The 23,332-nt window shown below is 67.7% G+C and carries 22 protein-coding genes and 1 tRNA gene; 9 read left to right on the forward strand and 14 right to left on the reverse strand.

Translation table 11 applies throughout. The features are described 5' to 3' along the window. Positions 1–11: 11 nt before the first annotated feature. Genes DQP57_RS04860 through DQP57_RS26790 form a run of 4 tightly spaced genes read right to left on the reverse strand, consistent with a single transcriptional unit; the run spans position 12 to position 3,582 of the window. The gene (locus DQP57_RS04860; protein ID WP_112631918.1) at positions 12–1,595 is read right to left on the reverse strand and encodes a sugar transferase; all 1,584 of its coding nucleotides are present in this window, start codon (positions 1,593–1,595) and stop codon (positions 12–14) included. Beyond that, the gene (locus DQP57_RS04865) at positions 1,580–2,152 is read right to left on the reverse strand and encodes a dTDP-4-dehydrorhamnose 3,5-epimerase family protein (RefSeq protein ID WP_112631919.1); all 573 of its coding nucleotides are present in this window, start codon (positions 2,150–2,152) and stop codon (positions 1,580–1,582) included. The genes DQP57_RS04860 and DQP57_RS04865 overlap by 16 nt, the downstream gene beginning before the upstream one ends. 55 nt (positions 2,153–2,207) lie before the next feature. Beyond that, positions 2,208–3,434 carry a PPE family protein gene (locus DQP57_RS04870; protein ID WP_112631920.1) on the reverse strand — a complete coding sequence of 409 codons (1,227 nt, stop codon included), beginning with the start codon at positions 3,432–3,434 and terminating at the stop codon, positions 2,208–2,210. A gap of 1 nt (position 3,435) precedes the next feature. After that, positions 3,436–3,582, reverse strand: coding sequence for a hypothetical protein (locus DQP57_RS26790; protein ID WP_165821747.1), 147 nt, complete (start codon positions 3,580–3,582; stop codon positions 3,436–3,438). A gap of 364 nt (positions 3,583–3,946) precedes the next feature. Between DQP57_RS26790 and DQP57_RS04875 the strand changes: the two genes are divergently transcribed. From DQP57_RS04875 to DQP57_RS04890, 4 genes are all read left to right on the forward strand, one after another. Continuing rightward, positions 3,947–4,624 carry a TetR/AcrR family transcriptional regulator gene (locus DQP57_RS04875; RefSeq protein WP_112631921.1) on the forward strand — a complete coding sequence of 226 codons (678 nt, stop codon included), beginning with the start codon at positions 3,947–3,949 and terminating at the stop codon, positions 4,622–4,624. A 122-nt stretch (positions 4,625–4,746) separates the two neighbouring features. Further along, on the forward strand, positions 4,747–5,457 hold the full coding sequence (locus tag DQP57_RS04880; RefSeq protein ID WP_112631922.1) for a TetR/AcrR family transcriptional regulator: 711 nt from the start codon (positions 4,747–4,749) through the stop codon (positions 5,455–5,457). A gap of 115 nt (positions 5,458–5,572) precedes the next feature. Beyond that, the gene (locus tag DQP57_RS04885) at positions 5,573–7,585 is read left to right on the forward strand and encodes a hypothetical protein (RefSeq protein WP_112631923.1); all 2,013 of its coding nucleotides are present in this window, start codon (positions 5,573–5,575) and stop codon (positions 7,583–7,585) included. A gap of 13 nt (positions 7,586–7,598) precedes the next feature. Then, a complete protein-coding gene (locus tag DQP57_RS04890) occupies positions 7,599–8,651 on the forward strand; it encodes a polysaccharide deacetylase family protein (protein ID WP_112631924.1) in 1,053 nt (350 codons plus the stop codon). Positions 8,652–8,655: 4 nt separating this feature from the next. Here the strand turns inward: DQP57_RS04890 and DQP57_RS04895 are convergent, their stop codons facing one another. Beyond that, positions 8,656–9,018, reverse strand: a complete 363-nt coding sequence (locus DQP57_RS04895) for a PAS domain S-box protein (RefSeq protein WP_051445841.1) — start codon at positions 9,016–9,018, stop codon at positions 8,656–8,658. A gap of 186 nt (positions 9,019–9,204) precedes the next feature. Beyond that, on the reverse strand, positions 9,205–10,749 hold the full coding sequence (metG, locus tag DQP57_RS04900) for a methionine--tRNA ligase (protein WP_112631925.1): 1,545 nt from the start codon (positions 10,747–10,749) through the stop codon (positions 9,205–9,207). Between the two features lie 32 nt (positions 10,750–10,781). Between metG and DQP57_RS04905 the strand changes: the two genes are divergently transcribed. The 5 genes from DQP57_RS04905 to DQP57_RS04930 all read left to right on the forward strand — a co-directional run bounded on the left by DQP57_RS04905 (position 10,782) and on the right by DQP57_RS04930 (position 16,824). After that, positions 10,782–11,633 (forward strand): TatD family hydrolase, encoded by an 852-nt coding sequence (locus DQP57_RS04905; RefSeq protein WP_112631926.1) that lies wholly within the window; start codon positions 10,782–10,784, stop codon positions 11,631–11,633. 157 nt (positions 11,634–11,790) lie between these two features. Beyond that, positions 11,791–12,918 (forward strand): resuscitation-promoting factor, encoded by a 1,128-nt coding sequence (locus DQP57_RS04910; RefSeq protein WP_205869040.1) that lies wholly within the window; start codon positions 11,791–11,793, stop codon positions 12,916–12,918. Next, complete coding sequence (rsmA, locus tag DQP57_RS04915; RefSeq protein ID WP_112631928.1) at positions 12,882–13,835, forward strand: 16S rRNA (adenine(1518)-N(6)/adenine(1519)-N(6))-dimethyltransferase RsmA; 954 nt, start codon at positions 12,882–12,884, stop codon at positions 13,833–13,835. The genes DQP57_RS04910 and rsmA overlap by 37 nt, the downstream gene beginning before the upstream one ends. Positions 13,836–13,895: 60 nt before the next feature. Further along, positions 13,896–14,852, forward strand: coding sequence for a 4-(cytidine 5'-diphospho)-2-C-methyl-D-erythritol kinase (locus tag DQP57_RS04920; protein ID WP_205869041.1), 957 nt, complete (start codon positions 13,896–13,898; stop codon positions 14,850–14,852). Between the two features lie 337 nt (positions 14,853–15,189). Beyond that, on the forward strand, positions 15,190–16,824 hold the full coding sequence (locus DQP57_RS04930; protein WP_112631929.1) for a fatty acyl-AMP ligase: 1,635 nt from the start codon (positions 15,190–15,192) through the stop codon (positions 16,822–16,824). Positions 16,825–16,839: 15 nt separating this feature from the next. Here the strand turns inward: DQP57_RS04930 and pth are convergent, their stop codons facing one another. The 8 genes from pth to DQP57_RS04970 form a co-directional block, all read right to left on the reverse strand. Next, positions 16,840–17,415: an aminoacyl-tRNA hydrolase gene (gene pth / locus DQP57_RS04935; protein WP_112631930.1), complete on the reverse strand. Its 576-nt coding sequence runs from the start codon at positions 17,413–17,415 to the stop codon at positions 16,840–16,842. A gap of 12 nt (positions 17,416–17,427) precedes the next feature. Then, complete coding sequence (locus tag DQP57_RS04940; protein WP_112631931.1) at positions 17,428–18,096, reverse strand: 50S ribosomal protein L25/general stress protein Ctc; 669 nt, start codon at positions 18,094–18,096, stop codon at positions 17,428–17,430. 342 nt (positions 18,097–18,438) lie between these two features. Beyond that, on the reverse strand, positions 18,439–19,308 hold the full coding sequence (locus tag DQP57_RS04945; protein WP_112631932.1) for an oxidoreductase: 870 nt from the start codon (positions 19,306–19,308) through the stop codon (positions 18,439–18,441). A 43-nt stretch (positions 19,309–19,351) separates the two neighbouring features. Next, a complete protein-coding gene (locus tag DQP57_RS04950) occupies positions 19,352–20,011 on the reverse strand; it encodes an LpqN/LpqT family lipoprotein (protein WP_112631933.1) in 660 nt (219 codons plus the stop codon). After that, complete coding sequence (gene arsC, locus DQP57_RS04955) at positions 20,008–20,352, reverse strand: arsenate reductase (glutaredoxin) (RefSeq protein WP_112631934.1); 345 nt, start codon at positions 20,350–20,352, stop codon at positions 20,008–20,010. The genes DQP57_RS04950 and arsC overlap by 4 nt, the downstream gene beginning before the upstream one ends. Then, a complete protein-coding gene (locus tag DQP57_RS04960; RefSeq protein WP_064878996.1) occupies positions 20,353–21,333 on the reverse strand; it encodes a ribose-phosphate diphosphokinase in 981 nt (326 codons plus the stop codon). It abuts the gene before it with no gap. 103 nt (positions 21,334–21,436) lie between these two features. Continuing rightward, positions 21,437–22,933 carry a bifunctional UDP-N-acetylglucosamine diphosphorylase/glucosamine-1-phosphate N-acetyltransferase GlmU gene (glmU, locus tag DQP57_RS04965; RefSeq protein ID WP_112631935.1) on the reverse strand — a complete coding sequence of 499 codons (1,497 nt, stop codon included), beginning with the start codon at positions 22,931–22,933 and terminating at the stop codon, positions 21,437–21,439. A 121-nt stretch (positions 22,934–23,054) separates the two neighbouring features. Next, positions 23,055–23,126 (reverse strand) — tRNA-Gln (locus tag DQP57_RS04970). Positions 23,127–23,332: the final 206 nt, after the last annotated feature.

Genomic DNA, 23,332 nt, shown 5'->3' on the forward strand with positions numbered 1-23,332 from the left:
GGCTCGCGAGCCTAGTAGGCTCCGTGGCTCGTGAGTACCGCTTTCACGGTCTTGGCGATAATCACCAGATCACCTGACATTGACCAGTTGTCGACGTAGGACTGATCCAGCCGCACCGACTCTTCCCAGGAAAGGTCCGAACGGCCGCTCACTTGCCACAGCCCGCTGACTCCGGGCTTGACCAGCAACCGGCGTTTCACGTCGTTTTCGTAGTTGTCGACCTCGCGGCGCAACGGGGGCCGCGGCCCGACGACGCTCATGTCTCCCTTGAGGACGTTGATGAATTGGGGCAGCTCGTCGATGCTGTACCGGCGAAGAATCTTGCCGACGGGGGTGACCCGGGGGTCGTCGCGCATCTTGAACAGCATGCCGCCGGCGCCCTCGTTGAGCGACAGCAGTTGCTCGAGCTGGGTGTCCGCGCCGTCGATCATGGTGCGGAACTTGAGCATCGTGAAGGGCTTTCCGTCGACGCCGATGCGTTCCGACGGGTAGAAGACGGGGCCCTTGCTGGTCAGCTTGATGGCGATCGCAGCCGCGATGAGAAGCGGTGTGGTGGCGACCAGCGCCGCCAGCGAGAACAAGAAGTCGAAGGCCTGCTTCTGAAAGCGGTGCGCACCTTCGTATTGCGGCTTCTCGACATGCAGCAGGGGCAGCCCCGCGGTGAGGCGCAGCGTCAAGCGCGCCGCGGTCACGTCCATGACGCCGGGGGAGACGACCAGGTCGACGTCCATCGTCTCGAGCTGCCACATCAGCTCGCGGATTCCGTGCATCCCAAAGTGATCCGTCTGGGTCAGCGCCACGGTGTCCGCGCCGCAGCTGACGATCGCGGTCGCCGCATGGGTCTGGTCGCCCAGGATCGGGATTTCGCGGCCCCCGATCGTCAGTGTGTTGCCGCGGCCCGGACCGTATCCGGGGATGCAGACGCCGACCACGACGCAGCCGGCCAGCGGATTGCGGGCCAGTTCGTGCGCAAGGTGGGTCACCGCCTGGCGGTCTCCGATCACCAAAACCCGCGTCTGGCAATGGCCTTCGGCGCGTTTGCGGTTGACGTGCTTGCGCCACCCGCTGCGGCTTCCCAGCAACGCCAGCGTCCCGACGGGGAGCGCGATGGCCAGATAACCGCGGGCCAGATCGACCTTCGCGAGCAGCGTGACCATCGCGATGATTCCGAATGTCCAGAAGGATGCCGTGCCGATCCGCCGGTACTCCTCGATCCCGGACCCGATGATCCGGCTCGAGCGCGTCTGGAAGACCGCGAGGGCCGACAGCCACAGCGCCGCGAAGAGGAAGGAGAACAGCGTCATCATCGGGTCCGAGTAACCCGAGGTGTTCGCGATCTCCCCGAACCGAACGTACTGAGCGAGCAGCACCGACGCGCAGACGATCACCGAGTCGCTGATTCGCAGGTACTGCGAATATTGATCCTGCCAGCGCCGTAACGTGCCGCCACCGGCCGAGGGCGCCGGGCGCGCGGTTACCGGAGAACCGTTGGTGTCGCCGCGATGCAGCGCGGTCGTGCCGGCGGCCCAGGACTTCAGCGGTCGCCGGCTAGGCATGATGTCCACTGGGTTGCGAATCATTACCGACTGATGCATGTCGCCACCTGCTCCACTGGAACCAATCTGGGTTTGCGTGCGGGCCAGCTCGCGTCCTGCTCGGAGATGACCGTGACCGGAATCGGCCAGGAGATGCCGAATTCGGGGTCGTCCCAACGGATCCCCTGCTCCTCGGTCATCGCGTGGTCCCCGCTGACCTGGTAGCTGACTTCGGTGTCGTCGACCTGGGTCTGAAATCCGTGCGCCACGTACGGCGGCAGGTACAGCGTCCGGTGGTCGTCGGCGCTCAATTCGACCATCACGTGGTCGCCGTAGGTCAGCGAATCGGGACGGACGTCGACCGCAACGGCGGCGATGGCTCCGCGGGTGCAGCGGACGAGCTTGGCCTCGGCGTGTGGCGGCACCTGGCGGTACAGGCCACGCACGGTGCCGCGGGTGTAGTTGAAGACGATATTCGTCTGTGTGACATCGAAATTCAGCCCGTGGTTCGTGAAGTCCCTGGCGCAGAACGTCCGTGAGGAGAACCCGCGATGGTCACGGTGGAGTTCGAAATCGATGATCGTCACCCCGGCGACCTTGGTGGGCGTGTATTTCACTTACCGCTCCTTCTCCTGTACCGGGCCCGGGAAACCTTTGCGCTCATGCGTTGGCTTACGCGTATCCGGCAGCCGGCGGGCGAGTCATCACGGTCGGGATCACGCCGTATCGGGGGCCGAGCGACTTGCCCGACGCGGCGGCCAGGCGCGGCAGCGAGCCCATGACGCTGGGGGGCACGTTCGCACCGGCAAGGTTGATAGCGGGCAGCGCGGACACGGCGCTGTTGGCGGCCGGGATCACGCTCGTCCAGCTCGCCGGCACGGCTAGCGGCCCGAGGGAGGCGGCGCTGCCGAGGCTGCCGAAGACACCCGAGCCGATCGATCCGAGCGAGCCGAGCGCGCCCGCGCCGGAGCTGGCCGCGCTGGCGGCCCCCGACGCGGCGGCCATGGCCCCGCTGCTGGCGGCATTCGCCAGGCCCTGTGCGGTTTGGGCCATGCCGAGGATCGAGGACATGCCGTACAGCGGGGTCGCCGCCGCCGAGAAAGCGCTGGGAATGGCCCCGGGGATACCCGACGCGAGGCCCGTCATGATCGATGAGTCGGCCGCCGTGCTCCCGGCGGTCCCGGCGGCCCCGCCAATGTCACCGCCGACGTCGCCGCTGGTCTCGCTCAGGAGGGAGACGCTGGATTTCATCGGCGACGAAAGCTGGTGCAGCGTGGTGGGAACCTTGGACACCACCTGGGCGAGGTTCGCCTGCTCGGTTTGCGCGGTGACCCGCCCGACCGTCGCGGCCTGATCGGCCATCCCGCTCTCGTTGGTCACCTGTGGCGCCGGGTTGAACTGCGTCACCGAGCACGCGGCCGCCGAGCCCGCGGCGTACTCGTACATGGCCGCGGCGTCCTGCGCCCACATTTCGCCGTACTCGGCCTCGGTGGCCGCGATCGCCGCCGCGTTCTGGCCGAAGAAGTTGGTCGCGACCAGCATCGCGAGCTGCGCCCGGTTGGCGGCGACGGCCGGTGGCGGGACGGTCATGGCGAACGCCGCTTCGTAGACCTCCACGGCGAGCCGGGCCTGGCCGGCCGATTCCGCTGCCCGCGCGGCGGCCCCGGCCGTCCAGGCCATGTAGGGCGCGAACGCGGAAGCCATCGCCAGCGACGACGGGCCCATCCAGCGTTGGGTGGTCAGGCCCGCGATCACCGTGCGGTAGCAACTCGACGCGGCATGCAGTTCGGCGGCCAGGCCGTCCCAGGCCACCGCGGCGGCGATCAGCGACAGCGGGCCGGGACCCGTGTACATCCGTGTGGAGTTGATCTCAGGCGGCAGCGCTCCGAAGTCGATCATGTCAGGCCGTGACTGTCAGCCTGGCGGACGTGGCGCCGGCGGTGTAGGAGGTGGTGTCGGCCGTGGATGCGTCAACAATCCGCAGGTCAGCCATGGTCTGCCGGTCGTGTGAGGCCTGTGACCAGCGGTTCGCCGTGACGAACGACATGTGCTTCCCCTTATGCGGTGCAGACGGCCCAGACGATGTTTTGCGTGATTGCAAACTGACTATCTAACAATAGCGTACAAAACATACTAATAGTTTGACAATACCCTACGGTCGGGACCTCAAGTATTTGCGCGGGCGTCAACCCGGACAGCCGTATGACTGCTAACCTCTGGAGTGGGCTAGAAATCTTTGAGCGACGCGGGAGCGTGTTCGCCCCAACCCCCGAAGAAACCGAGGTAGTGGTGCCCTGCATGAGCAAGGCGTTTGTCGACGTGGCGGCGGGCGACCCGGCCCGCGGCGTCAGCCTCGGCACGAGCACCGGTGTCAGAACCCCCACCGAGTGGGAACCCAACTCCCGACTGCGATGACCACCCACTCGACCGACGGACGAGCGGATGCGACCCGGCAACAGATCCTGCGGGCCGCATCGCACCAGTTCGCCCGGCGCCCGTACCACGACGTCGGCCTCGACGACATCCTCGCCGAGGCCGAGCTGACCAAGGGCGCGATGTACTTCCATTTCAAGTCGAAGCACGCGTTGGCGGTCGCGATCATCGACCATCAGACGGCGGATGGCGCCGTAGCCGTCCAGGACCTCCTGACGCGGGGCCTCTCGGGCCTCGAGACGCTGATCGACTTCTCCTATCTGATCGCGATCAAGGACATGAAGACGGACGCGGTCAGGTCGGGGCTGAATCTGATGGAGTCGATCGGTCTGTCGGGCGGGCCCCAGGAGAAGTTGTTCGATCGGTGGATCAAAGCCCTGGCCACGGTCGCCGAGCAGGCCAAGGCCGAGGGCGACATCAATGACGAGTGCGACCCGCAGGACGTCGGCCGCCTGATGGTTTCGCTGCACATGGGGCTGCGCAAAACAAGCAACCTCGACGACCCCGAGCGGTTCCTGCGCGACCTGGAGAAGTGCTGGTCTTTGCTGCTGACCGGGATCCTGCAAGCGGACCGGATCGAATACTTCCGCCAATTCCTCAGGCGGCGTGCGGCGCTCGCCATCAACACCAGTTCAGCGGATGCCGACGAGCAGTAACGTCGCGGGCAGCTTGCAGGGGCCGATCGCTGTAATGACTGATACTGTGGGCCGTCTTGCGGGCAATGTGGAACCAGATGAGCGTCCTGCGCATGCGATGAGACCCCGGAGGTGCGTGCACCGTGGCGCGCCAAGTTCGCTCTGAAGCCACTCGCCGCAAGATCCTGGACTCCGCGATCGAAGTGTTCAGCGATGTCGGATACGCCGCCGCCGGATGGAGCACCATCATCGAGCGGACCGGAATGACCAAGGGCGCCCTCTATCACCATTTCGATTCGAAAGAATCGTTGGCCTCGAACATCATCGAGGAAGGCTCCGACACCCTTCTCAGCGCTTTCCGCAATGTCTGCGGATCGTCCTCGCCCGGGCTGGAGAACTTGCTGCACGGCACGTTCACGATCGTCGAGGTGTTGAGCGCGGACAAAATGGCGCGCGCGGCCGCGCAATTGGCCACAGCGCTAAGCGGATTCAACGCCGCGGCCTCGCGCTTCTACGCCAACTTGGTGCTGGATACGGCGCAAGAGGCCCGGCGGGCGATCAATGAGGGAGACCTCCGCAACGACATCGATCCCGACGTGCTGAGCGCCTCGGTCATCGGCAACATCTTCGGGGCTCGGTTGGTAGCCAACGCGATATCCAGCCACGACAGGATCGGCGACATCGTCGGCGACCCCACCGCACGTCTGCATCAGATATGGAACCTGCTCCTCCCGGGTGTTGTCTCCGAAGCGTCGCTGCCCTACTTCCAGCAATTCCTCCGGCGCGAAGAAATGCGCCATGTCGCCGCCAGGGCATCGCGCGAGGACGCCACGACGGAATCGGAAACCGAATAGGGCCCGCCGATAGCGGGTGCCGAGGCGACGCAAGACCTCGAAGAGGCGTTGCGAGATGCCTTTTCGCGGTCGCCGCGACGGCGATTCCGTTATTGGGGTAGAAGCGCTTTGAACAATGCATACTGTTCCGGTGATGTACCGGAAATCTCTCCGCCGAATAATCGCACTGGCCGGTGTCTTCGGATTCGTGTTGATGAGTGCTCCGGCTTCGTGGGCTGCGCCGGCCGACCCGGCCCCATCGACGGACTCGACGACCACCACCTTGTCGCTGCTCGACGTCGGGTCCGCCGCGGCGCTGGAGTTCTGGGGACTGACGAGCAGCCAGCAGCTGACCGTGCCGGTGCTGCATGGCTTGACGCCGGCGGCTCTGAATACGACGGTCGAACTGCCGATCAATCTGCGGTCGGGGATGATCACCGTGACACAGGGGGACCGCACCCTTGCGAGGCTGAACCTGCCCACCGCCGATCAGACACCGATCGCCATCCCGTTGGCCGGGGCGGAAGTCAACGACAATTGGCTGACCGTCACCGTGCACGCATACCTGGTTCCGGTCGACGGATACTGCCTGTACCAGGAGAGCCCCCTGCGTCTGACCAACGGAACGGTCACCTACACGGGGACCGAACTGCCGCCCACCACGGTGGCCCATTTCCTGCCGCCGGTGCTTCGGAAGCTGAGCATCTATCTGCCGCAGTCGCCGTCGACGGCCGAGTCCGACACGGCAATTCAACTCGCCGCCTCCGCCGCCGCGCACTACGGCAAGCAAGCCCCCGACATCACGGTGATCCCGTTGCAGGAAGGGCAGAACTCGCCGCCAACGCCGCCGCAATCGCTGGAGCGCCAGATCGTCGTCAAAGAAGGCCCGGACAACGGGCTTTCGCTGCAAGGCTCCTCCGGCGTGCCGTGGCTGCTGATGTCGGGCCCGCTGAACCGCACCGACGATTCGGACACGGCCGCGTTGTTCAGCGACGTGTCGGAGCTGGCCCTGTCGTCGAAGGCCGCGCTAGACTCGCCGAAGCCCAAAGTGCAACTACCCGGCAATACGACCTCGCTGCGCGAGCTCGGACAGCCCTTCGCCAACTCGACCTCGCTGCAACCGCGAGTGTCGATCGGGGTGGACCAGACCAGGTTTGGCCGATCCATCCACTCGGTGCGGGTGCATCTGCAGGGGTCGTACACCCCGACGTCGAACAACGGCGTTGGTCAGATCGCGGTGACGATCGGGCCGGAGACCATCGACCACTGGCCCACCGACGGCCACGGCACCATCGACCGCTGGCTCGACGTGCCGGACCGGTTGCTGCAGCGCTACACCAACCTCGAGCTGGTACTCGACGTGGCGAGCAACGTCGGACACTGCGGCGACTTCTACACCGCCGGACCGGGGAATCAGCTGCTGACCCTGAACATCAACGGCGACAGCACGGTTGAGAGCAGCCCCGCCGCGCCACCGATGCCAGACGGGTTCCAATCGATGCCGCAAACCCTGATGCCCCGCGTTCAGGTCGGCATCGCCGAGCACTCGTTCATCGACACCGTGCGCGCGCTCGACATCATGGTGGGCCTGCAGCGAATCAGTTCGGTCCCGATCGACACCACCGTCACCGGGGTCAAGCAGGCGATCGACTCCTCCGATCCCGCACTGCTGATTTCCGCCGACGGATGGAACCAGTCCGACGTGACGCTCCCGGTGGCCGCCGGACCCAGCGGGCCGATCACCGTCAGCGCCGTCGGCGCCGGTGACAAGCCCGCCAAGCTGACGTTGGACCCGGTGCTGCGATTCGCTTCTCTCCAAACGGTTTTCAACCATGGACGGTCGCTGCTGGTCGCGACGTCCAACGGAGCGCCCGGGCAGCTTGACGAGCTGATCAGGTGGCTCAAAAGCGACAACAACAAACACTGGCAGCGGCTCAAAGGCGTTGCCGTGGTGTCGGTTCCCGGGCAAGACCCGGTGACCGTCGACCACCCGCCGTTGGCCGCGGGTGCGGCCAATGGCGGGGGATCGGCGGGTCATTCCAACCTCGACTGGCTGTACTGGTTCGGCGCGGGCTGGGTCGCCGTGGCCATCGTCGGCGCAGGGGTGATCCTGTGGCGGGTCAGGCGCGAATCATGGCGGCGCCGATAGCGTTTGACCCTTGATGGCGCGAATCGCGGGCGTCGGGATGCGTCCGGCCATCAAGAACATCGCGGCCGCGGTGCTGTGTGCCGCCGGTGTTCCGGCGCTCGCACGGCGACGACACCGCGACGTGCTCGCCATCGTGATGTTTCACGGTGTCGAAGACGAGCCGCCGTCGCCGCCCTGCTGGCATGTCGGCGACATGGCGATGTACCGCCGCCAATTGGAGTACCTGCGTGAGCACTTCAACGTGCTCGCGCTCGAGGAAGCGCTGGCCGCGCTTGCCGCCGGGACGTTGCCGCCACGCGCGGTGGCGATCACCTTCGACGACGGCACCCGCAACCTCGCGACACACGCGATGCCGGTGCTGCGCGAGCTGGACCTGCCCGCGGCGGTGTTCCTGGCGACGGGCCCGATCGGCACCGGTGAAACCCTGTGGCCCGACCGGCTTTGGCTGGCGATCGCCCACACCACCGCGGCCGAAGTCGACTTGGCCGCACTGGGATTGGGGACGCGCTCGCTCGACGGTGACGCCCGGCGTGGCCGCGTCTACGCGACGGCCGTCGAGGCGCTGAAAAACATCGCCGACACCGACCGCGTCGCCGCGCTGGACCAGCTCTTGGCCGCACTCGGATATCGGGACGACGCTGACGCCGGCCCCTTCCGGATGCTCACGTGGGAGCACGTGCGGGACATGGTTCGTGACCCGCTGGTGACGCTGTATCCGCACACCGTGACCCACCCCATCCTGGCCCGGTGCGACGACGACAAGATCGAGCGGGAGATCGCCGATTCCTGCGCGGCGCTCGAGCGTGAAACCGGCGCCAGGCCAATCGTTTTCGCCTATCCGAATGGCCGGCTGCAGGATTTCGACGCCCGGGCCAAGGACGTCTTGCGCCGCCGCGGGGTGCGCTGGGCCTTGTCCACCACACCGGGATTGGCCGATCGCCGATGCGACCCGCTGGCGTTGCCGCGGCTGGCCGTGGGCGGCAACGCCACGTTCGACTACTTCCGGCTCACGGTCTGCGGCGCCCTGCCGCGGCGGCGGACCGCGGCCGGCGCGCGCCGCCGATAGGGGCCTAGCGCGCTTCTTCCCAGAGCTGTTCGGTCAGGTCCTGGAACGCCGCCAGGGCGAACTGATCGTCCACCCGCCGCACGGCGGACTTGCTCATCATCGCGCGCACGACCGAGCCGTCCTTGTGCGCCAGTTCGACGACCATGTTCGCCAGCGCGTGAACCGTCGCCAACAGCGAGTCCGAGGCGGGGGCCTGATGGAAGATCTGTTCGAATCGCAGCGACAACGTCTCTTCCGGCTCGTAGCCCATCATGTCGGCAAATGCGGTGTTGGCGAACAAGATACTGCCGTCGTCTCCGATGGCCAGCACCGGAACCGGGATCCGCTCCAGCACAACCAGCGCGGGCAGCTCCTTCAAGGTCGTCATCGGCGATTGGCTCTTTTGCCTGTTCTGGCGTCGTTCCACACCGAAGATTATGGTCTATGCCAGAAGTTATGTTGGACACATTGTCCAAAGCGGCACAGATGCATCGGCCGTGCCATCGAACCCGCTTGCTCTTCAACCGAATTGTGCGGTCTTCGGCCGCTGGTCACGGGGCTTTGAGCGGTCCGCTCACTCGACCTGGTAGCGGGGGAACACGCCGGTGGGGGCGGGCAGCGCCGTGCCGGGCGCCAGGCGGGTTTCGACCGCGGCGAACGCTCGCTGGTCTTGGGCCTGTCCGAGCAGATCCAGCAGCTTGCCGGCCGATTCCGGCATGACGGGCTGGACCAGCAGCGCGGCGATGCGCACCGCCTCGCAGGTGACGTACAGGACCGTACGAAACCTGACCTGATCCGCCTCGGACTCGCTTTTGCGCAACACCCACGGCTGCTGCGCCGAGAAGTACCGGTTGGCCTCGCCGAGCATCAGCCAGATCGCTTCCAGGGCCAGATGCATGGCCTGCGAGTCGAAGCTGGCCCGTACGCGTTCCAACAAACCGTCGGCCGCCGCGAGCAACTCGGTGTCGGCGGCGTCGAGCTCACCGGGTTCGGGCACGATCCCGTCCAGGTTCTTGGCGATCATCGACAACGACCGCTGGGCCAGGTTGCCCAGTTCGTTGGCCAGGTCGGAGTTGATCCGGGTGACGATGGCCTCGTCGCTGAAGCTGCCGTCCTGGCCGAACGGGACCTCCCGCAACAGGAAGTAGCGCACCTGGTCGACGCCGAACTCCTCGATCAGATTCACTGGGTCCACGACGTTGCCCACCGACTTGCTCATCTTCTCGCCGCGGTTCAGCAGGAACCCGTGCGCGAAAACCCTTCGTGGCAGCTCGATTCCGGCCGACATCAGAAACGCGGGCCAGTACACGGTGTGGAACCGGATGATGTCCTTGCCGATCATGTGCAGGTCGGCCGGCCAATAGCGCCGGAACCGCTCGGATTCGGTGTCCGGGTAGCCGACGCCGGTCAGGTAGTTGGTCAGGGCGTCGACCCACACGTACATCACGTGGTCGGGGTGCTCGGGCACCTGCACGCCCCAGTCGAATGAGGTGCGCGAGATGGACAGGTCGCGCAGGCCGCCCGAGACGAAGCTGACCACCTCGTTGCGTCGCACCTCGGGCGCGATGAAGTCCGGGTTCGCCTCGTAGTGGGCCAGCAGCTTGTCGGTGTAGGCCGAGAGCCGGAAGAAGTAGGTCTGCTCCTCGGTCCAGGTCACCGGGGCACCCGTCTCCACGGCCAGCCGGGTGCCGTCGTCGAGGAGTGTGGTTTCCGATTCGACGAAGAACCGTTCGTCGCGCACCGAATACCAGCCCGCGTAGCTGTCCAGGTAGATGTCACCGGCCGCCGACATCCGGCGCCAGATCTCCTTGGACGCCTCGTGGTGGTCGGGATCGGTGGTGCGGATGAAGCGGTCGAAGGAGATGTTCAACCGCTCCTGCAGCCGCTGGAACACGTCGGAGTTGCGCCGGGCCAGCTCGGCGGTCGGGATGCCCTCGGCCGCGGCGGTTTCCACCATCTTGAGGCCGTGCTCGTCGGTGCCGGTCAGAAACCGCACATCGAACCCGTCGAGCCGCTTGAACCGGGCGATCGCGTCGGTCGCGATGTACTCGTACGCGTGCCCGATGTGCGGATCGCCATTGGGGTAAGTGATCGCGGTGGTGACGTAATAGGGCCTCATCGCCCTCAACCTTATTTGTGGGCCCATAGTGTGTGCGCGTGAGCTCCAAACGTCAGCCACCCCCGGCCCCCGAACCGTTGCGCCCGCTCGTCGACGCGCACACGCACCTGGACGCGTGCGGCGCCGGCCCGGATATGGGAGCCGAGGGGGTGCGGGCCATCGTGGACCGCGCCGCGGCGGTCGGGGTGGGCGCCGTCGTCACGATCGCCGACGACCTGGACTCGGCGCGCTGGGTGACGCGCGCGGCCGAGTGGGACCCGCGGGTCTACGCGGCGGTGGCGTTGCACCCCACCCGGGCCGGCGCGCTCGACGAGGCCGCCCGGGCCGAAATCGAGCGACTGGTGGCCCATCCCCGGGTGGTGGCCGTCGGCGAGACCGGCCTGGACCTCTACTGGCCCGGGCGGCTGGACGGGTGCGCCGAGCCGGCCGTGCAGCGGGAGGCCTTCGCCTGGCACATCGACCTGGCCAAGCGCTGCGGCAAACCGCTGATGATCCACAACCGGGACGCCGACTCCGAAGTGCTCGACGTGCTCGCGGCCGAGGGCGCCCCCGACGCCGTGATCTTCCACTGCTTTTCCTCCGACGCGGCCATGGCCCGCCGCTGCGTGGACGCCGGGTGGCTGCTGAGCCTGTCGGGCACCGCGAGCTTTCGCAACGCGCACGCCCTGCGCGAAGCCGTCCCGCTGATACCGCCCGAGCAGCTCCTGGTGGAAACCGATGCGCCATTCTTGACGCCGCATCCCTATCGGGGGACGGCGAATGAGCCGTATTGCCTTCCTTATACTGTTCGGGCGATCGCCGAACTGGTGGATCGTCGCCCGGAAGAGCTGGCCGAGATAACAACGGCCAATGCTCAACGGGTGTACGGATTGGTCACAGTGTGACGTAAACGACCAGGCGATTCCTTTAACATCGCCGCGTCGGAGTTGCCCAACATTGACCGGTTCGTTACCGTCTTGTGATCGAACGGTGGGGCCCACGGGCCCCTAATTTGTGACTTGCTGCTGAATGAGTGGGTTGTTGAGGGTTGGGTAGCGCGCGTTGAATGTATTGACAAAACTTCATCAGAATCCTTCGCCGATGTTGCGGCTCGTAGTCGGAGGGCTGCTGGTAGTCCTGGCATTCGCGGGCGGATACGCGGTTTCGGTGTGCAAGACGGTGACGTTGACCGTCGACGGGGTCGCCATGAAGGTCACCACCATGAAGTTCCGTGTCATCGACGTCGTCGAAGAGAACGGCTTTGCCATCGACGAGCGTGACGACCTGTATCCCGCGGGCGATGTCGCGGTTCACGACGCCGGCAAGATCGTGCTGCGGCGCAGCCGCCCGCTGCAGATCTCGCTGGACGGCCACGACACCAAGCAGGTGTGGACCACCGCATCCACCGTCGACGAGGCGCTGGCCCAGCTGGCGATGACCGACACCGCCCCGGCCGCGGCCAACCGCGGCAGCCGCGTTCCGCTGGCCGGCATGGCGCTGCCCGTGGTCAGCGCCAAGACCGTCCGCATCAACGACGCCGGTGCGATCCGCACGGTGCATCTGGCGGCCCCGAACGTCGCCGGCCTGCTCAGCGCCGCCGGCGCGCCGCTGCTCGACAGCGACCAGGTGGTGCCCGCGGCGTCGGCGCCGATCGTCGACGGCATGGAAGTGCAGGTGACGCGCAACCGGATCCAGCAGGTCACCGAGCGAATCCCGCTGCCGCCCAACGCCCGTCGCATCGAAGATCCGGGCCTGAACATGAGCCGCCAGGTCGTCGAGGATCCGGGCAGCCCCGGCACGCAGGACGTCACCTTCTCGGTGGCCACGGTCAACGGCGTCGAGACCGGCCGGCTGCCGATCGCCAACACGGTGATCACGCCCGCCCGCGACTCCGTGGTCCGCATCGGCACCAAGCCCGGCACCGAGGTTCCTCCGGTCAGCGACGGCTCCATCTGGGACGCGATCGCGGGTTGTGAAGCCGGCGGAAACTGGGCTATCAACACCGGCAACGGGTATTACGGCGGTGTGCAGTTCGACCAGGGCACGTGGGAGCGAAACGGCGGGTTGCGGTTCGCCGCCCGCGCCGACCTCGCCACCCGCGAGGAGCAGATCACCGTCGCCGAGGTGACCCGAGAGCGCCAGGGTTGGGGTGCGTGGCCAGTGTGCAGCGGAAGAGCTGGTGCACGCTGACCATCCGGCTACTCGGGCGCACCGAGATCAGGCGGCTGGCCAAAGAACTCGAATTTCGGCCACGGAAATCGCTCGGCCAGAATTTCGTCCACGACGCCAACACGGTGCGCCGGATAGTCTCGACCTCCGGGGTGAGCCGGTCTGACCATGTCCTGGAAGTCGGTCCGGGTCTGGGGTCGCTGACCCTGGCCTTGCTCGACCGCGGCGCCGCCGTCACCGCCGTCGAAATCGACCCGGTGCTGGCCGAGCGGCTGCCCCAGACGGTCGCCGAGCATTCCACCAGCGAGAGCCAGCGCCTGACGGTGGTCCACCGCGACGTCCTGACCCTTCGCCGCGACGAGGTGGCCACGGGACCGACAGCGGTAGTCGCCAACCTGCCGTACAACGTCGCCGTCCCGGCGCTGTTGCATCTGCTCGCCGAGTTCCCGTCCATTCACACGGTGACGGTCATGGTGCAGGCCGAGGTCGCCGAGCGCCTGGCCGCCGAGCCCGGGGGCAAGGAGTACGGCGTGCCCAGCGTCAAGGTGCGCTTCTTCGGCCGGGTCCGTCGCTGCGGCACGGTGTCGCCGACGGTCTTCTGGCCGATCCCGCGCGTCTACTCCGGGCTGGTGCGCATCGACCGGTACGACACCTCGCCGTGGCCCACCGACGAGGCCTTCCGGCGCCACGTCTTCGAACTGGTCGACATCGCGTTCGGGCAGCGGCGCAAGACGTGCCGCAACGCGTTCGTCGACTGGGCCGGCTCCGGCAACGAGTCCGCGGATCGGTTGCTGGCCGCCAGTATCGACCCGGCGCGCCGCGGGGAGACGCTGTCGATCGACGACTTCGTGCGGTTGTGGCAGCGCTCCGCCGAACGCCCCCACACGACGCCCGAGGCCGCCGGCCGGACCGCCGAACAGGGCGCCTCCGCCGGCTGACGGCGGGCCGCCCGGGCGCCGCTGCGTGTGGTTGGCCCCCGGCAGCGATAGTCTGCTGCGGTGTCCGCGTCTGACGGCAATACCGCCGCGCAGTGGGTGCCCACCGGGTCGGTCACCGTTCGGGTGCCCGGAAAAGTCAACCTCTACCTGGCGGTCGGTGACCGCCGCGAGGACGGCTACCACGAGCTGAACACCATCTTCCAGGCCGTTTCGCTGCTCGACGAGGTGACGGTCCGCAATGCCGATGTGCTGTCGCTCGACATCGTCGGGGAAGGCGCCGAGAAGCTGCCCACCGACGAACGCAACCTGGCTTGGCAGGCCGCCGAGCTGATGGCCGAACACGTCGGCCGGGCGCCGGACGTGTCGATCGTGATCGACAAGTCCATCCCGGTGGCCGGCGGCATGGCCGGTGGCAGCGCCGACGCCGCGGCGGTGCTGGTCGCGATGAACTCGCTGTGGGAACTCAACGTGCCGCGCCGCGACCTGCGCGCGCTGGCCGCGCGGTTGGGCAGCGACGTGCCGTTCGCGCTGCACGGCGGTACCGCGTTGGGCACCGGCCGCGGTGAGGAGTTGGCGACGGTGTTGTCCCGCAACACCTTTCACTGGGTGTTGGCGTTCGCCGACAGCGAGCTGCTGACGCCGGCGGTGTTCACCGAACTGGACCGGCTGCGCGAGGCGGGGGATCCGCCTCGGCTGCCCGCCCCCGGGCCGGTGCTGGCCGCCCTCGCCGCCGGCGACGCCGAGCAGTTGGCCCCGCTGTTGGGCAATGAGATGCAGGCCGCGGCGGTGAGTCTGAATCCGGGCCTGCGGCGGACGTTGCGCGCGGGGGTGGAGGCCGGGGCGCTGGCGGGCATCGTGTCCGGGTCGGGCCCGACGTGTGCCTTCCTGTGTCCGTCGGCGGCCGCGGCGGTTGACGTCGGCACCGAGGTGTCGGGGGCGGGGGTGTGCCGCACGGTGCGGGTCGCCAGCGGCCCGGTGGCCGGCGCGCGGGTCGTCCCCGCACCCACCGAGGTGTGAATCTTTCCCCATTTTGCGCATTGGTTTGGCGCGTCCCTAAGAGGAGTTTAAGATAATCCGCGGTGACGGGAAGTGTTGAGCAAGATCACTTAATTCCATCGTCCGCCGGGCGCTCCGGCGGACGATCGATTCATGGGCCCCAAGGAGCTTTTCCGGGCCCGGTTCGCGCTCATCGGACCAGCGAGCGCCGCCTGAATACGGCGGGTGTGGACGCATCACCGATCCGAGACCTAACCGCCGCCCAACCGTGTTTGCGTACTTGCGGCGAAGTGTTACCCGGCGGGCGGAATATGAGATTCCGGGCGTGGGGACGTGGGCTGGAACCGAGGAGGACTCTGTGAGCAGGTTTACCGAGAAGATGTACCGCAATGCCCAGTCCGTGACGACGGGCATGGTCACCGGTGAACCCCACGAACCGGTCCGCCACACCTGGGGCGAGGTCCACGAGCGCGCGCGCCGCATCGCGGGTGGCCTGGCCGCCGCGGGCATCGGGCCCGGCGACGCGGTCGGCGTGCTCGCCGGTTATCCGGTGGAGATCGCGCCGACGGCGCAGGGCCTGTGGATGCGCGGCGCCAGCCTGACCATGCTGCACCAGCCCACGCCGCGCACCGACCTGGCCGTGTGGGCCGAGGACACCATGAACGTCATCGGCATGATCGAGGCGAAGGCCGTCGTCGTCTCGGAGCCCTTCCTGGTGGCCATCCCGGTCCTGGAGGAGAAGGGCATCCAGGTCGTCACGGTCGCCGACCTGCTCGCCGCGGAGCCGATCGACCCTGTCGAGGTCGGCGAGGACGCGCTCGCGTTGATGCAGCTGACGTCGGGATCCACCGGCTCGCCCAAAGCCGTGCAGATCACCCACCGCAACATCTACTCCAACGCCGAGGCGATGTTCATCGGCGCCCAGTACGACGTCACCAAGGACGTCATGGTCAGCTGGCTGCCCTGCTTCCACGACATGGGCATGGTCGGCTTCCTGACCATTCCGATGTACTTCGGCGCCGAGCTGGTCAAGGTCACCCCGATGGACTTCCTGCGCGACACGCTGCTGTGGGCCAAGCTCATCGACAAGTACAAGGGCACCATGACCGCGGCGCCCAACTTCGCCTACGCGCTGCTGGCCAAGAGGCTGCGCCGCAACGCCAAGCCCGGCGACTTCGACCTGTCCACCCTGCGGTTCGCGTTGTCCGGCGCCGAGCCCGTCGAACCCGCCGACGTCGAGGACCTGCTCGACGCCGGCAAGCCGTTCGGCCTGCGGCCCTCGGCGATCCTGCCCGCCTACGGCATGGCCGAAACCACGCTGGCCGTGTCGTTTTCGGAGTGCGACGCCGGCCTGGTGGTCGACGAGGTCGACGCCGACCTGCTGGCTGCCCTGCGCCGCGCCGTCCCGGCCACCAAGGGCAACACCCGCCGGCTGGCCACCCTCGGGCCGCTGCTGCAGGACCTCGAGGCGCGCATCATCGACGAGAACGGCGACGTGATGCCCGCGCGCGGCGTCGGCGTCATCGAGCTGCGCGGCGAGTCGCTGACGCCCGGCTACCTGACCATGGGCGGTTTCATCTCGGCCCAGGACGAGAACGGCTGGTACGACACCGGTGACCTGGGCTACCTGACCGAGGAGGGCCACGTCGTGGTCTGCGGCCGCGTCAAGGACGTCATCATCATGGCGGGCCGCAACATCTATCCCACCGACATCGAGCGCGCCGCCTGCCGCGTCGAGGGCGTGCGGCCCGGCTGCGCCGTGGCGGTGCGCCTGGACGCCGGGCACTCCCGCGAGACGTTCGCCGTGGCCGTGGAGTCCAACGCCTTCCAGGATCAGGCCGAGGTGCGCCGCATCGAGCACCAGGTCGCCCGGGAGGTCGTGGCCGAGGTCGACGTGCGGCCGCGCAACGTGGTGGTGCTCGGACCGGGGACCATCCCGAAGACGCCGTCGGGCAAGCTGCGCCGATCCACCTCCGTCAGCCTGGTGACGTAATCCGGGTCGGCCCGGCTACCAGGCGTGGACCTGGTTCTGCGCGGGCTCCAGTCCCACTTCGATCAGCAACTCGGTCGCGTCGGCGGCCTGCTCGCAGATGGTGGGAACTTCGGCGCGCTCGGTGGCGCTGAAGGCCTCCAACACGAACGCCGCCGGGTCTTTGCGTCCCGGCGGGCGGCCTATGCCGATGCGGACTCGCTGAAAGTCCTTGCTGCCCAAGGCGTTAGCGACCGAACGCAGGCCGTTGTGGCCGCCTTCGCCGCCACCGATCTTGAGCCGGATGCGCCCGAAGTCCAAGTCGAGGTCGTCGTGGATGACGATGAGGTCGCCCGGGGGCACCGAGTAGAACTTCGCCAACGGGCCGACCTGACGGCCGGATTCGTTCATGTAGCAGCGGGGCTTGGCCACCACCACCGAGCGCCCGGCGAGCCGGCCGCTGACGATCTCCGCGCCGGACCGCTTGTGCGCCTTGAATTTCGAACCCATCCGGGCCGCGAGCAGATCGGCGACCATGAACCCGACGTTGTGCCGGGTCCGCGCGTAGTTGTCTCCGGGGTTGCCCAGGCCGACCACCAGCAACGGCTCGGCCACGTTGTGATCCGCCTACTCGGACTCGGCTTCGGCGGCCTCTTCGTCGCCGGCCTCGGCCCCTTCTTCGGCCTCGGAGGCCGCGGCTTCCTCGCTGACCTCGCCCGCGCCCTCTTCGGCGAGGTCCTCGGCAGTCGGCGCGGTGACCACGTTGACCACCAGGGTCTCGGGGTCGGAGATCAGGTTGACCCCGCTGGGCAGGGTGATCTGTCCGGCGGTGAACTGGGTGCCCGGCTCGGCGCCCTCGACCGACACCGCCAGCTGCTCGGGAATCGACAGGGCGTCGGCCTCGATCTCGATGGTGCTGGCGTCCTGGGTCACCAGCGTGCCGGACACGGGCTCGCCCTCGATGACGACGCGGACCTCGACGACGACCTTCTCGCCGCGACGCACGACCAGCAGGTCCGCGTGCTGAATGGTGCGGCGGATGGGGTGGATGTCGAGCGACTTGGTCAGGGCCAGCTGCTCCTTGCCCTCGATGTCGAGGGTCAGCACGGCGTTGGTGCCGGCGTGACGCAGCACCGCGGCGAAGTCATGGCCGGGCAGCTCCAGGTGCTGCGGGTCGGCGCCGTGGCCGTAGAGGACGGCCGGGATCTTGCCGTCGCGGCGGGCTCGCCGGGACGCGCCCTTGCCGGTCTCGCCGCGAACCGCGACCTTCAACTGGTTGAGGGCTTGCTTGGCCATCTTGTCGCTCCTGTGTGCTCGCCTGTGTTTCGGGGCACGGCCGGGTCGCGACGATTCGTCGGTCTCCGTCGATAACGGTGCTGGCCAGCCAGCCACCCTCGCCGTGACGCCCGGTCAGGTTAGCGCATCCGCACCTCAGAGGGGAAATTCGGTGGGCGACCGGCCGCCCCGCGGTGCGCGGGTGTCACTTCTGTCACTCGGCCGGGGGATGGGTGCAAGTGCCCGCCTCCGAGCGACAACTCGGGGGCAGCGGCGGCAACCACCCCCGGTTGTCGCTCGAAGGCGGGCACAACGCTCATGTCTCCGGCCAGGGGCGGGTGGGGCCGCTGGGACCGACGGGACTCAGAGAGGGAACTTGGTCTTGGTGAGCTGCTCGGACAGCGACCACAGCGCCGCGGCGGTGGCGGTGTCCCGGGCGCGCCGGCTGCGCCCGACCGGTTGGGTGCGGCCCCACTGGCCGAAGCGGGGGCCGACGAAGGTGTCCCCGGGCAGATCCTGGGACGCCGCGTACAGCGTTTGGCGGGCGCCGAAATCCGCGTTGGTGGCGACCACCCGCGTGACGGCCGACATCAGCGTGTCACCCAGCTTGCGCCCGGAAGCGCCCTGCAAATTGGTGTGCGAGTAGCCGGGGTGGGCGGCGAGCGCGCGCAGCGGGGAACCGGCGGCGGTGAGGCGGCGCTGCAGCTCGCTGGTGAACAGCAGGTTGGCGAGCTTGGACTGGCTGTAGGCCAGCCACGGCGAGTACCGGCGGTTCTGCCAGTTCAGATCGTCGAGGTTGATGCTGCCGGGCCAGTGCGCCATCGACGACACCGTCACCACCCGATCGGTCAGCTTGGGCAGCAACAAGTTGGTCAGCGCGAAGTGACCGAGGTGATTGGTGCCGATCTGCGTCTCGAAGCCGTCGACCGTCAGCCCGAAGGGGGCGGCCATGATGCCGGCGTTGTTGATCAGCACGTCGGCGTTGCTCACCCCGTCGGCGAACCGGTGCACCGACGACAGGTCCTGCAGATCGAGCTCGCGGACCTCGACCCGACCGGCCATCCGGCGGGCGGCGGTCTCGCCCTTGCGGATATCGCGTACGGCCATGATGATCGTGGCCCCGCGGCGCGCCAGCTCGCGGGCGGTCACGGCGCCCAGCCCGCTGTTGGCGCCGGTGATGATGACGGTGCGTTCGGCGAACGAGGGCAGATCTGCGGCGGTCCAGCCTGTCATGGGTGACAACACTAATGGCCGAGGGCGCCCAGGCGCAGGGCCGCTACTTCGCCGCGACGACGAATCCGTGAATGATCGCGTTGATGTCCTGCGACTGCGCGGCGGCCTGATTGGCGAAGCCGGTGATGGTCAGCTGCACCAGGTAACGCTGGTGGGCGGGGGGTGACCCCGTCGCGATGACGATGCGGTTCCAGCTGTGCAGCCGCATGCCACCCTCGAGGTCGTAGCTGCCCTGGATCATCGACGAGGGGAAGCCGTTGTAGGGCGCCCCCGAGGCGTCCAGCTGCTTGAAGTTCTGGAACAGTTGCGCGTCGTCGTTGCCGTGCTTGATCACCTGGGCCGGATCGAACTCACCGTTGAGCTTGAACACCACCAGCCGCGCCGTCGGGAATTTGCCACCCTGGGAGATGATCAAGGTTTGCGGGCTGATGTTCGGACTGGTGAAGGGCGCCCAGCCCGGCGGCGTCGGTATCGACACCGTCAGATCGGTGAGCGATCCCGGCGCCACCGGTTCCCCGGTCACCCCGATGCTTTGCAGATACTGCGACAGCGGAACCGGTTTCTCGGCGGGCTTGGTCGTCGTGGCCGTCGACGTCTTCGACAGGATCGAATCGTAGTCAGGCGGTTTGGGTGCACAGCCTCCGGACGTGAAAGCCGCCGCAACGATCGCGGCGGCGGCCACCGGGGGGCCGAGCCGAATCACAGAATCTCGCGGACCGCGTCGATCGGGCGGGCCAACCGGGTGCCCTTCGGTGTGACGACGAAGGGTCGTTCGATGAGGATGGGGTGTTCGACCATGGCGTCGAGCAGCTGGTCATCGGTGGCCTCGGCGAGATTGAGCTCGTCATACAGGGATTCGCGCTTGCGCACGGCTGTGCGTACGTCGATGCCTGCGTCGCGGATCATCTTCACCAGCTCGGAGCGCGACGGCGGGGTCTTCAGGTATTGGACGACGGTGGGCTCAATGCCGTTGTCGCGCAACAAATCCAGCGTCTTGCGGGAGGTGCTGCATTTGGGGTTGTGATAGATGACGGAATCGGCCATCTAGGCGTCCCCATCGAAAAGGCCTGTGACCGAGCCGTTTTCGAAGACCGCACGGATGGTGCTGGCCAGCAGCGGCGCGATGGACAGCACGGTCAGCTGCGGGAACCGCTTCTCCTCGCCGATGGGCAGGGTGTTCGTCACGATCACTTCCCGGGCGCCGCAGGCGGCCAGCCGCTCGGCGGCAGGATCGGAGAGCACACCGTGGGTGGCCGCGATGATCACGTCACCGGCACCTTCGTCGCGCAGCAACTTGACGGCGCCGGCGATGGTGCCCCCGGTGTCGATCATGTCGTCGATCAGCACGCAGGTGCGTCCGGCCACCTCGCCGACGACTCGGTTGGACACCACCTGGTTGGGCACCCGCGGGTCGCGGGTCTTGTGAATGAAGGCCAGCGGGACGCCGCCCAGCGCGTCGGCCCATTTCTCGGCGATGCGCACCCGGCCGGAGTCGGGCGAGACGACCACCATGTTGCCGTCGGGATAGTTGTCGCGGATGTAGCCGGTCAGCAGGTTCTGCCCGCGCATGTGGTCGACGGGCCCGTCGAAGAAGCCCTGGATCTGGTCGGTGTGCAGGTCCACGGTGACGATCCGGTCGGCCCCCGCGGTCTTGAGCAGGTCGGCGACCAGCCGCGCCGAGATCGGTTCGCGGCCGCGGTGCTTCTTGTCCTGCCGGGCGTACGGGTAGAACGGCATGACCGCGGTGATCCGCTTGGCGCTGCCCCGCTTGAGGGCGTCGATCATGATCAGCTGTTCCATCAGCCAGTTGTTGACCGGATCCGGGGCCGATTGCAGGACGAACGCGTCGCAGCCGCGAACGGATTCGTGGAACCGCACGAAGATCTCGCCGTTGGCGAACTCGCGCGCGGTCTGAGCGGTGACGTGGACGTCGAGCTCTTTGGCCACCTGCTCGGCCAGCTCCGGATGCGCACGGCCGGAGAAAAGCATCAAATTTTTGCGGTTATCGGTCCAGTCGTGGCTCAACGCACTGCCCTCGCCATATCGGGGTGGGGGATGGAAGGCCCCATCGTACGAAGCGAATCGTACGGAAATGCGGCCGGGTTGCCAGCTACCAAATTCACGGTGTCTAGTCGGCTTCTGGCGGGGGGCCGGACTGGGAGACCTGCGGGGCGGCCTGACCGGCGGCTTTCTCGGCGGCCTCGGCCGCCTGCGCGGCCGCACTGCCGGGGCGCTTGCGGTGCACCCAACCTTCGATGTTGCGCTGCGGGCCCGCGGAAACCGCCAGCGTCCCGGGGGGGACGTCCTCGCGCACCACGGTGCCGGCGCCGGTGTAGGCGCCGTCGCCGACCGTCACCGGCGCCACGAACATGGTGTCGGAGCCGGTGCGCACGTGCGAGCCGATGGTGGTCCGCCGCTTCGATTCGCCGTCGTAGTTGACGAACACGCTGGACGCGCCGATGTTGCTGTGTTCGCCGATGTCGGCGTCCCCGACGTAGGTCAGGTGCGGCACCTTCGAGCCGGTGCCGATGGTGGCGTTCTTGGTCTCGACGAACGCGCCGAGTTTGCCGTCGTCGCCCAGCACGGTGCCCGGCCGCAGGTAGGTGAAGGGGCCCACGGTGGCGCCGGCCCCAATGGACGACGACGTGCCGTGGGTGCGCACCACCGAGGCGCCGTCGCCGACGCTGACGTCGATCAGGGTGGTGTCGGGGCCGACGACGCAATGTTCGCCGACCTGGGTGCGGCCCAGCAGCTGCGTGCCGGGGTGGATGACGGTGTCGCGACCGATGGTGACGTCGACGTCGACCCAGGTGGTGGCCGGGTCGACGACGGTGACGCCGGCCATCTGGTGGCCCGCGATGATGCGGCGGTTGAGTTCGGCGCCCAGCTGCGCGAGTTGAACCCGGTTGTTGACGCCGGCCACCAGCGCGCTGTCTTCGACGTGGCGGGCGTGGACGGCCAGGCCGTCGCCGCGCAGGATGGCGATGACGTCGGTGAGGTAGAGCTCCTGCTGGGCGTTGTTGGAGCTCAACCGGTCCAGCGCCGAGCGCAGCGCCGCGGTGTCGAAGGCGTAGACGCCGGCGTTGACCTCACGGATCTCGCGCTGCGAGGGCGTGGCGTCGGCGTGTTCCACGATCGCCATCACCTCGTTGTCCTGCGTGCGCAGGATGCGCCCGTAGCCGGACGGGTCGCTCACCGTCGTGGTCAGCACGGTCACCGCGGCCGGCGCCGCGCTGTGGGAGGCGATCAGGTCCGCCAGGGTGTCGGCGTCCAGCAGCGGCGTGTCGCCCGAGGTGACGACGAGGACCCCGGCGTAGTCGGCGGGCAGCGCGGACAGCCCGCACAGGACCGCGTCGCCGGTGCCGCGGGGCCGGTCCTGCAGCGCCACGTCGATGGGACGGCCCAGGGCGTCGGCCCAGTCGGCGACCAGCGGCGCGATGCGTTCGTGGTCATGGCCCAGCACGACGGCCAGGTGCTGGGGAGCCACCTTGGTGATCGCGTGCAGCAGGTGGGCCAGCATGCTGCGCCCACCGATGGTGTGCAGGACTTTCGGGGTGTCCGACCGCATCCGGGTGCCGGGCCCGGCCGCTAGCACCAGGACCGCGGTGTCACCTGGAGACGACATCAACCCTCCTCGTTGGGTTTGTCCGCGCGGGCTGCGCGCGGAAGCGCCGACACGCCGTCAAGCGTGTCACCTCAGCTGCGGTGAAGGCAAAAACGATGGGATATCGCAATGAGCAACTGGGCTCCGTCGCCAGGACTCGAACCTGAACTATCTGAACCAAAATCAGAGGTGCTGCCGATTACACCACGACGGATCGCTAACCCACGCCGAGCGGCGGGTTGGGACCGCTCGCGCCAAGAAGACTTTAGTCCGACGACGATGCGGGCCGCTTGCGGGCCGATGAGGAATCGGACAAATCTCGACTCTGTCCGACGACGATGCGGGCCGCTTGCGGGCCGCTGACCGATACGCTGATTGACGTGGCCGTGCTGGACCCCCAAACGCAGAAGGACCCGGACA

It is taken from the genome of Mycobacterium colombiense (assembly GCF_003284935.1).
Classification (GTDB): Bacteria; Actinomycetota; Actinomycetes; order Mycobacteriales; family Mycobacteriaceae; genus Mycobacterium; species Mycobacterium arosiense_A.